We start from the raw sequence: 10,591 nt of genomic DNA on the forward strand, positions 1-10,591 counted from the left end.
CACACTTTCATTACGGGCGAACAATGTGTATAGAGTAATAAGATGGTATACAGTTTTTTATAATTTACAACATCCCCACAAACCCTAATTTACAAAACACTAAAATAAAAAATATTTTATAATAGGCTATTTATGTTCTTCTACATAAGAGAGAAACTCAGATGTTTTTGACCAATAATTAATACCCCAATTTTCAAAATTCCACTGTTCCATATAGTCATTACACTCAAAGTCTATATAATATAAAATATTATCTTGGAACACAAAGTTAGTTGGGAAATAATCAATATTTGTATTTTTAGGATAAAGAATTTTACACATCTCCTTTACTTGCTCTATACAAGCATTAGGCAGACAATCATTTAATACCATATAAAAAACAGTTTCACCTTTGATATATTCCTTTAAAATTCTTTCATTTTCTCTATCATAGTCAAGTAATTTCGGCATAGCAATACCTATATCCAATAATCTTTTATAATCATCAAGTTCAGATTGAAGTTTATCGCCAAACTGATAATAGGAACATGGTTCATGGTGAATTTGCTTTAGTACATATTCTTTCTTACCATCAGTTACAAGATAAGAATATCCACCCTTCCCCTTACCTAACAACTTAATTATTGAAAACGCCCTAGAGTTAACATTCATTTTTTCCATAATTATCTCCCATAAATATACAAAAAAGTCCCTTATACAAGGGACTTTTAATATTTAATTTATTTTACTGTAACTGTAACAGTCTTTGATTTTTGAGAACCATCTCTTGCAGTTACTGTAATTTTACATGTACCCTTTTTGATACCTTTGATAATACCCTTAGAGTTAATTGTTGCAACCTTTGCATTGCTACTCTTTACTGTAACTGTTTTATTGCCACAGTTTGCAGGGCTTACATATGTTTTTAGTTTGAAAGTCTTACCTTTCTTAATTGTTACCTTTGTGCTATTCACAGAAACTGATTTAACGGCATACTTAAATGGGTTTTTGTATAGTTTTGCATAAGAATGAATACCTGAACCTTTGTTACCGTAAATAGTAATCTTCTTACCATTTGGGTAATACTTATAAGTAAAATAACCGTTAGAGTCCTTAATTGAGAATGCCTGTTTTACAAAAATATCATAGCCTGTCTTCTTACAAGTTGAAGGTACATATAGTGAACTGATACTACTGCAACCGATAAATACTTTAGAACCAAGTTTCTTAAGCTTTGTACCTAGTGTATTGCCCTTTAGTTTTTGACAATTAAAGAAAGCAGATGTACCAATGTTTGTTACCTTTTTAAAGTTAAGTGTTGATGCTAACTTCTTACAGTTTGCAAATGCATTATCATCAACATATGTAACATTAGAGAAGTTAATTGAACCTGTCATATTCTGACAATTAAAGAATGCATTGTAACCAACATAACCTAGCTTACTTGAAGAAGTAAACTTTTTAAGTTTTTTACAACTATCGAATGCAGCAATATCAACTCTCTTAACATTAGATGTACCAGTAATTGTTGTTAGGTTAGTACAACCATAAAAAGCATATTTACCGATTTTCTGTGCTGAACCAAGTTTTACTGTTTGTAGTTTCTTAGCATTTTTAAAAGTATAATCTTGAATTACTTTTACCTTTGGTAGGTTAATTGTCTTAATATTTTCTGAACCAAAGAATGCATCAGCATCAATAGAAGTTGCATTTGAGCTAACAGAAGTTAACTTAGGTAGGTTGTACAAAGCAAAACCCTTTATAAACTTTGCATTTCTAATATTAAGTGAAGTTAGATTATCAGCACTATAAACCGCTCTTTTGTTTAGGGAACCTGCAGTAAGGCTAACCAGTTTATCGTTATTGTACATACAATACTCACCTAGTGTTGCATTACCTAGGTTTGCCTTTGTAAGATTATCACAACCATAAAAAGCATTGCCACCAAAAGACTTAGACTTTGGAGCATTAACTGTCTTTAGATTTGTACAATATTCAAAAGCATAGTCACCGTAAGAAGCACTACAATTTGTTGTAAAATTAGTCATAGCCTTACAATTATAAAATACATTCTTGCCTACACTTTTAACTGTTGAAGGTAAAGTAATATCAGTTAAAGAAGTACAATAACTAAAAGCATTATTGCCAATCTTAGTTAGCTTTGAAACACCATCAAACTGTACAGAAACAAGATTTGATAGATTATAAAAAGCATATGAACCGATAGAAGTGATATTACCATCAATAACTACTCTGTTAATTTCCTGATACTTAGAACTCCATGGTGCATTATAAGCAGTAAAGTTAGGTAATTCACCTGAACCTACAATATAAAGGTAACCACCACTAACACCCCAAGAGATGTTGCCTACTGTTGCAGAAGTTTCCACAGTATTTGTTTCTTTAGCAGAAACAGAAATTGCTGTTGTCATAGCAGTCATACACATTAAAACTGCCAAAACAATGGATAATAATTTTTTCATAATATTCCTCCTTTTATCCTATTAATATTTTATCATTTTTTCTTATCATTTACTATTGAATAAATGCTAAAATTTATTACACACATAAGCATTATTATTGTAAAACTTTACTATACAATTTTTTCTATTTAAAATAAAAGTCAAATTTACTTAAAATAAGTCAAAATTAGTCAGAAAAAAGGCTGTCCCATAACGGAACAGCCTTATAAGTCAGAATAGATAATATGATTAACTAATTAAAAATTAGTTGTTGATTAGCTTATCGCCATCATCCCAGCTATATAGCTTACGGATTTCCTTACCAACGATTTCTGATGGATGCTGAGCAGCATTCTTACGCATAGCTCTGAAGTGAGCCTGACCACCTGCTGGTGACATATCTAGTAGGAAGTCCTTAGCAAAAGCACCACTCTGGATGTCTGCTAGAATCTGCTTCATAGCCTTCTTTGTGTCTTCTGTAACAATCTTTGGACCTGTGATGTAGTCACCGTATTCAGCTGTGTTAGAGATTGAATATCTCATACCTTCGAAACCTGACTGATAAATTAGGTCAACGATTAGCTTCATTTCGTGGATACATTCAAAGTAAGCATTTCTTGGGTCATAACCTGCTTCACATAGTGTTTCAAAACCAGCCTGCATTAGAGCACAAACACCACCACATAGAACAGCTTGTTCACCGAATAGGTCAGTTTCTGTTTCTGTCTTGAATGTTGTTTCTAGAACACCAGCACGGCTACCACCGATACCTGCTGAATATGCTAGAGCTAACTGCTGAGCCATACCTGTGTAATCCTGTTCAACAGCTACTAGACAAGGAACACCCTTACCTGCCTGATATTCTGAACGTACTGTGTGACCAGGTCCCTTAGGAGCAATCATTGTAACATCAACATTAGCTGGAGGTACAATCTGACCAAAGTGAATTGCAAAGCCATGAGCGAACATTAGCATATTGCCTTCTTCTAGGTTAGGTTCAATGTCCTTCTTATACATAGCTGCCTGCTTTTCATCGTTGATTAGAATCATAATGATGTCAGCCTGCTTAGCTGCTTCTGCTGCTGTAAATACTTCAAAGCCCTGAGCTTCAGCCTTAGCCCAGCTCTTAGAACCGTTATAAAGACCAATAATAACCTTTACGCCACTATCCTTTAGGTTAAGTGCATGTGCGTGGCCCTGTGAACCGTAACCGATAATTGCTACAGTCTTATCCTTTAGTAGGTTAAGATCACAATCCTGTTGATAAAAAATTCTTGCTGCCATTTTATATTCCTCCCTTAAAATTGGCATAATATAAGGTTAAATAGCATGGAAAATTTAATGCTAGTTAATCGCTTAATCGTTGAAGCCACTGTGATAGGCTTCACCATGTCCCTTTTCAATAGCTACTTTACCTGTACGAACAATTTCCTTGATACCAAATGGTCTCAGTAATTCAAGCAAAATGTCGATTTTGTCAACTTCTTCGCTATATTCAAGGGTTACTGCAGATGATGAAACATCTACAATTTTAGCTTGAACAAGTTGTGCAATACCCATAATTTCTTCTCGTTTCTTACTTGTGCAAGAAACTTTAATTAAGAGTAATTCACGACCTATATATTCACCCTCTTCAAGGCGTTTAACCTTGATAACAGGGATAAGCTTGTTTAGTTGCTTTTCAATCTGTTCAACTACATATTCGTCACCATCAGTAACAATTGTAATTCTAGAGATTTTAGGATTACTTGTTACACCAACGGCTAGACTGTCAATGTTAAATGCTCTTCTTGAGAAAAGACCAGAAATCTTTGACAATACGCCTGAACAGTTCTCAACAATAACTGATAAAGTATATTTCATCTTAATCCCCCTACTTAAATTGATGGTGTATCAGGATGAACATTACAGATAAGAATGAAAGGTTCTTTTAGCTTAAACATTTCTTCTGCAACTTTTTCAGCCTCTTCGTTTGAGTTAACTTCAGCAGTCTTAATACCATAAGCCTCAGCAATCTTTGTGAAATCAGGATCACCAAGGATTGTAGCACTGTATCTGCTACCGTAATGGTTTGACTGAAGTTCTCTAACCATACCAAGACGATTGTTACGCATAACAATAATCTTAATATCAACATTATTCTGCATAATTGTGCCAAGTTCAGTTAGGTTCATTTGGAAAGAACCGTCACCACAAACTGCAACAACGTCTCTTGATGGTCTTGCCATTTTAGCACCAATTGCTGCAGGAACACTGTATCCCATTGTACCCATACCACCGGTTGTAAGGAATCTGCCCTCACGAATACGGAAGTTGTTAGCACACCAAATTTGGTTCTGACCAACATCGGCTACAAGAATACCCTTGCTCTTCATCATAAATGAAAGTTTTGCAATCAATGATCTTGGTTCAACATAACCTTCCTTAACAGGTGGAACTCTATAAAGTTTTTCTTTCCATTCTCTATAGGTTTCACACCACTGATGAGGAATGTGGTAGTCACCGATTTCATCAATTAACTTTTCAATTACATTCTTCATATCCCCTACAATCGGTACTGTTGTTCTAACATTCTTACCGATTTCAGCAGGGTCAATATCTATATGTATAATCTTGCTTGTACGACTAACCTGGTCAGGCTTTGCAACAGCTCTGTCACCAAGTCTAGCACCACAAACAATAAGCAAGTCACTTTCATGCAATGCCATATTTGCATATTTCTTACCATGTGTACCTAACATACCAAGGTAACGCATATGTTCACTAGGCATTACACCGATACCCATTAATGTAGAAATTACCGGAATACCTGTCATTTCTGCAAACTGTTGTAGCTTTAGCTTACTTCCTGAAGAAAGTACACCACCACCGGCAACAATAAGTGGTCTTTCTGCTTCTTTAATAAGGTCAATTGCCTTTTTAATCTGCATCTTGTGACCACGAACATTTGGTTTGTATCCAACAATATCAACACTATCCGGATATTCAAAAGACTCAATCTCTTCTTCCTGAACATCCTGAGGTATATCTATAAGAACAGGTCCCATTCTGCCTGTTGTGGCAATATGGAAAGCCTCTTTAAATACTCTTGGCAAGTCCTTTGTATCATTTACAAGGTAGCTATGCTTTACAAATGGTTCACAAGCACCTGTAATGTCAGCTTCTTGGAAAACATCTCTACCAAGAAGTTCTCTCTTTACCTGTCCTGTAATACAAATAACCGGAATACTGTCTGAGTAAGCAGTAGCTATACCGGTAATCATATTTGTAGCACCGGGACCGGATGTTGCAACACATACACCAACCTTGTTACTGCAACGGCTATAACCGTTAGCTGCGTGTACTGCTGACTGTTCCATTCTTACAAGAACATGCTTTATATTAGATTTATATAGTGAATCATAAAATGGACATATAGCTGCACCCGGATAACCGAAAACTGTATCAATGCCTTCAGCTTCCAAGCACTTAATCATAATGTCTGCACCACTAATCATAAGCCTATTATACTCCTATGCTAAATTTTTACTATTTTTTACTCTCTTGATTATACAATATTCCCTAATTTATTTCAAGTAGTGAAAGCAAAAAAAACTCCTTGATTTTTCTAAATCTATATGTTATAATACATTATACGTTGCAAACCAGTTATACTTTTGGTTTATATAAGCGAACGACAGGCCCTATACGATTGAGGCCTGTGAATCATGTCAGGCAGGGAACTGAGCAGCATTAAGCAGTGTTCTCGATGCGATATAGTAAGTCTGCCGTTCACTTATGTAAATCATTGCCGTTATGACGGCATAACGGTTTGCAATTTTTTATTTTACAGAAAAGCAGGTGAATTTTATGTATCAAGTTTTGTACCGTAAATGGAGACCGGAAACATTTGCTGATGTAGTAGGTCAACCTCATGTTACTGTTACTCTTAAAAATGAACTTAAAAGTGGCAGAATCAATCATGCTTATTTATTCACCGGTTCTAGAGGTACAGGTAAAACAACTTGTGCTAAAATTCTTGCAAAAGCAGTTAACTGTCTTGATTTACAAGATGGCAACCCTTGTGGTAAATGTGAAAACTGTATTGATTTTCAAGAAGGCAACTTACTTGATGTTGTAGAAATGGATGCAGCCAGTAACAGAGGTATTGATGATATTAGGGAACTAATTGAAGAATCATCCTTTTCCCCATCAAAAGGTAAGTATAGAGTTTACATTATAGATGAAGTTCATATGCTTACTGATGCAGCCTTCAATGCTTTGCTAAAAACACTTGAAGAACCACCTGCTCATGTTATATTTATTCTTGCTACAACAGAAGTTCATATGTTACCTCAAACAATTCTTTCCAGATGTCAGCGTTTTGACTTCCACAGAATTTCTCCTGAGGATATTACAAAAAGACTAAAGTATGTTGCAGAACAAGAAAATGTAACTATTACTGATGATGCTTGTCACCTAACTGCAGTTATTGCAGACGGTGCAATGCGTGACTCTTTGTCTATAATGGATAGATGTATCGGCATTAGCAAAAATATTGATGCAGAAGTTGTGAGACAAGCTGCCGGTCTTGCTCAAAAGGACTACCTATTCTCCCTATCTTCTGCTTGTATAAACAAGAACCCTCAAAGAGCCTTAAAAATTGTTGATAAGCTACATTCCGAAAGTAAAGATATGGCAAGGCTTTGTGCTGAACTTATTGACCACTTTAGAAATTATATGCTTATCAAAACAATTAATAACCCAAGACAAATGATTGTTATGAGTGATGAGGAATTCGATGAGGCAGTAAGTCAATGTGATTATGTTTCTTTGGCAGATATAATTTACTTTATGGATGTACTTCAGAGAAGTGCTGAAAGAATGGGAAAAAGCTCCTCTAACCGTACAGAAATGGAAACTGCTTTAATTAAGTTAACTGCTCCTGAACTGGACGGTAGTCAAGAGGCTTTGCTTTCAAGATTAGTTAAACTTGAAAGAGCAGTAAATATGGGAAACTTCGGTTCAGCAAAAGCTACCGAAACTAAAGAAGTTACTAATAAAGAAACTTCACCTATTGCAAAAGAAGAAGTTGCTACTTCTTCCCCAATTTCTACAGAGCCAATTCAAAAGGAAGAAAAGGTTGTTTCTAAAGAAAAGCCACCTGTTAATCCATTTGTTGATGACGGTACACCTAAACAAGATAAGTATGCAGGTGCAGATAGCTTAAGAAACAAGATTGAGGAAGTAAAAAAAGGACTTCTAAAAAAGGAAGAAAGAGCTAAAGCAGAAAAGTCATTTGCTCCAACTGTTCCAAGCAGTCCCGTACCATTCCCAGAAATTATTAATCACAATGAACCAAAAAAAGTTGAGGAACACAAGCCTGCCCCAAAAAAGCAACTTAACCTTGAAGAAATTTATGCTAATGCAAAACCATTTATGCAATGGCAAGAAGTTGTAGAGAACCTAAAAGAATATAGCAAAACTATTGCTATGTCTTTCTTAGATACTACTGCTTATGTCAGTGGAAATTATCTACTGATTGATGCAAAAACAGATATACCTTTTCAACTGCTAAAGAGAGATCCTGAACAGAAGGACAGAATCCGAGATGCAGTTCAGGAATTAACCGGTAAGAGATATAACCTTGGTCCATACAAGCCACCGGTTAAAAGAGTTGAAAAAAATGACCCTCTGGATGAATTTACTGACAATTTAAAGGAAAAAGGTATTGAAATTACTGAAGAATAAAGTATAATAATTTTATAAAGCGAAAGGAAATATTAATATGAAAGCAAGATTACCAAAGAACTATGGTGGTGGCGGCATTGGAAATATGCAGCAACTAGCTATGCAGGCACAGAAAATGCAACAGAAAATGGAAGAAACAACTACCGAGCTGGAAGAAAAAGAATACTCAGCTACTGCCGGTGGTGGTGCAGTTAAGGCTACTGTTACAGGTAAGATGGAAGTTAAGTCACTTGAAATTGACCCTGAAGTTGTTGACCCTGAAGATGTTGAAATGTTAAGTGATATTGTTATCGGTGCAGTTAACGAAGCTCTTAGAAATGCTGCAAAAGAAAAGGAAGATGCACTATCTGCTATTTCCGGTGGTCTTAGCATTCCGGGTATGTTCTAATGGCAAGTTATAGCGTTGCTCCTTTGCAAAAACTCATTGAGCAATTTGAAAAACTTCCGGGTATCGGTGCAAAAACTGCCCAAAGACTTGCATATTTTGTTCTAAATATGCCAAAAACAGAAGCAGAGGAATTTTCTAAAGCTATTATTGATGCACATGAAAAGATAAAGTATTGTAGCATTTGTTGCAACTTTACCGACAAAGACAAATGTCCTGTTTGTACAAGCACAAGCCGTGACCATTCTGTTATTTGTGTTGTTGAAACACCAAGGGACGCAATGGCAATGGAAAGCACTAATGAATACAGAGGTACTTATCATGTACTTCACGGAGCAATCTCTCCCCTAAACGGTGTTGGTCCTGACCAGTTAAAGATTAAAGAACTTTTGGCAAGGCTGAATAATCAAGAGGTTAAGGAAGTTATTATGGCAACTAACCCTACTGTTGAGGGTGAAGCAACTGCTATGTACTTAACAAGATTACTAAAACCACTTGGTATAAAAGTTACAAGACTGGCATATGGTATTCCTGTAGGTGGAGATTTGGAATATGCTGATGAAGTTACACTTGCAAGAGCTTTGGAAGGCAGAACAGACCTTTGATAAATTTTAGGTGTAGTTATGAAAGAAAGTACAAAAACAATTGCACAAAATAAAAAAGCCCATCATGACTACTTTGTACTTGAAAGCTATGAGGCAGGTATTGAGCTTTGTGGCACAGAAGTTAAGTCACTAAGGGCAGGTAGAGTAAATCTAAAAGATAGTTGGTGCAATATTGTTGACGGAGAAATCTTCGTAAACGGTATGCATATTTCTCCTTATGACCATGGTAATGTTTTTAACAAAGACCCTATGAGAGTAAGAAGACTGTTAATGCACAAAAAAGAGATTTTAAAACTCTTTGGCACACTTCAGCAACAAGGACTTTCACTTATCCCTATCAGCCTTTACTTTAAAGGTAGCAAGGTTAAGATGCAAGTAGGTCTTTGTAAAGGTAAAAAGCTTTATGACAAGAGAGCTTCTATGGCTGAAAGAGATGCCAAAAGAAACATAGACAGAGCCTTGAAAGAAAGGCAATATTAATCCACATTATAGGCAGGAAACTGCCTTATATATGGGGGTGTAAAGGTTTCGACGGGGGTTTTGAACCTTAGTAAGCGAGTAGTGGCGTAGGACCACTTATAACCTACAACTTTTTAAATTAAACGACAACAATAAAGTTGCTCTAGCTGCTTAATGCAGCTTGTCCTCTTTAAGATTACCACGACTTAATCAGGGCATCATTTAGTGGTAAATGTGAACATTGGAGTGTTCCGACCATTGTCACACATTAGGAACTACTAAGCATAGTAGCCTGTTTGTAGGCGACTATGTAAGGGAATGTTAATATACAAACTACACTCGTAGAAAGCTTTGGGAATAGATTTTCGGACAGGGGTTCGATTCCCCTCACCTCCACCAAACAAGTATTGGATGAACACCTACTTTTTCAGCGGCGGATTTGCCGTCAGATGTGTTCTCTGATACAAAAACAGAACGCCGTTTCAGTGTAAAAGCTGAAGCGGCGTTTTTCTGTCTTTAAAAGATTTTTTATCCACATATTCGATTTTTGGGTAAGCTCCGTTTATAATGAAATCATCAAAATGAAACGGAGGTAGCAGAATGAGAAATCCGAGATATCACTTATATTTATCACCCGATGAACGGCGTACAGTCATCAACAGCCTTATTGATTTGAGAAATGATCTCATCTCACGAGGAAAGTACACCGACGTTATAGATGAACTGATAATCAAGTTCACAAAAGCCAAAGTCAAGAAAATCAAGATTAAGGTGGTTTGAAATGAGAGTTTATCATATTTTTGATAGAGTAACAGGAGGAATATGATATAATAAAATCAATATTCCAATGGAGGAAACCATGAGCAGAAAATATGATAAGCGATTAAAAGCAAATGTAGTATATGATATATGTGAATTAGGCAAATCTACAAGTAGAACTGCAAAAGAGTACAACATCCCTCTTAAAACTG

Annotated in this window: 9 protein-coding genes and 2 other RNA genes; 6 read left to right on the forward strand and 5 right to left on the reverse strand. The window is 35.7% G+C overall.

Going from position 1 to position 10,591, the window contains the following annotated elements; genetic code table 11:
* Positions 1-126: 126 nt before the first annotated feature.
* From WMO18_RS09585 to ilvB, 5 genes are all read right to left on the reverse strand, one after another.
* On the reverse strand, positions 127-660 hold the full coding sequence (locus WMO18_RS09585; protein ID WP_367286565.1) for a BUD32 family EKC/KEOPS complex subunit: 534 nt from the start codon (positions 658-660) through the stop codon (positions 127-129).
* A gap of 59 nt (positions 661-719) precedes the next feature.
* Positions 720-2,462 (reverse strand): leucine-rich repeat protein, encoded by a 1,743-nt coding sequence (locus WMO18_RS09590; RefSeq protein WP_367286566.1) that lies wholly within the window; start codon positions 2,460-2,462, stop codon positions 720-722.
* Between the two features lie 243 nt (positions 2,463-2,705).
* Positions 2,706-3,725: a ketol-acid reductoisomerase gene (gene ilvC, locus WMO18_RS09595; protein ID WP_211148176.1), complete on the reverse strand. Its 1,020-nt coding sequence runs from the start codon at positions 3,723-3,725 to the stop codon at positions 2,706-2,708.
* A gap of 72 nt (positions 3,726-3,797) precedes the next feature.
* Entirely contained in the window at positions 3,798-4,304 is a 507-nt protein-coding gene (gene ilvN, locus WMO18_RS09600) for an acetolactate synthase small subunit (RefSeq protein WP_211148175.1), read from the reverse strand.
* A gap of 14 nt (positions 4,305-4,318) precedes the next feature.
* Positions 4,319-5,938 (reverse strand): biosynthetic-type acetolactate synthase large subunit, encoded by a 1,620-nt coding sequence (gene ilvB, locus WMO18_RS09605; protein ID WP_211148174.1) that lies wholly within the window; start codon positions 5,936-5,938, stop codon positions 4,319-4,321.
* A gap of 177 nt (positions 5,939-6,115) precedes the next feature.
* Here ilvB and ffs point away from each other — a divergent pair.
* The 6 genes from ffs (at position 6,116) to ssrA (ending at position 10,019) form a co-directional block, all read left to right on the forward strand.
* An RNA gene (gene ffs / locus WMO18_RS09610) (signal recognition particle sRNA small type) lies at positions 6,116-6,214 on the forward strand.
* Between the two features lie 76 nt (positions 6,215-6,290).
* Positions 6,291-8,171, forward strand: a complete 1,881-nt coding sequence (dnaX, locus tag WMO18_RS09615) for a DNA polymerase III subunit gamma/tau (RefSeq protein WP_248004732.1) — start codon at positions 6,291-6,293, stop codon at positions 8,169-8,171.
* 37 nt (positions 8,172-8,208) lie between these two features.
* Entirely contained in the window at positions 8,209-8,559 is a 351-nt protein-coding gene (locus tag WMO18_RS09620; RefSeq protein ID WP_022505016.1) for a YbaB/EbfC family nucleoid-associated protein, read from the forward strand.
* A complete protein-coding gene (gene recR, locus WMO18_RS09625; protein ID WP_211148172.1) occupies positions 8,559-9,161 on the forward strand; it encodes a recombination mediator RecR in 603 nt (200 codons plus the stop codon). Before WMO18_RS09620 ends, recR begins: the two co-directional genes overlap by 1 nt.
* 18 nt (positions 9,162-9,179) lie before the next feature.
* Positions 9,180-9,641, forward strand: coding sequence for an SsrA-binding protein SmpB (gene smpB, locus WMO18_RS09630; RefSeq protein ID WP_022505018.1), 462 nt, complete (start codon positions 9,180-9,182; stop codon positions 9,639-9,641).
* 33 nt (positions 9,642-9,674) lie between these two features.
* Positions 9,675-10,019: a transfer-messenger RNA gene (gene ssrA / locus WMO18_RS09635) on the forward strand.
* Positions 10,020-10,591 lie beyond the last annotated feature (572 nt).

It is taken from the genome of Ruminococcoides intestinihominis (genome assembly GCF_040096285.1).
In the GTDB taxonomy this organism is placed as follows: domain Bacteria; phylum Bacillota; class Clostridia; order Oscillospirales; family Acutalibacteraceae; genus Ruminococcoides; species Ruminococcoides intestinihominis.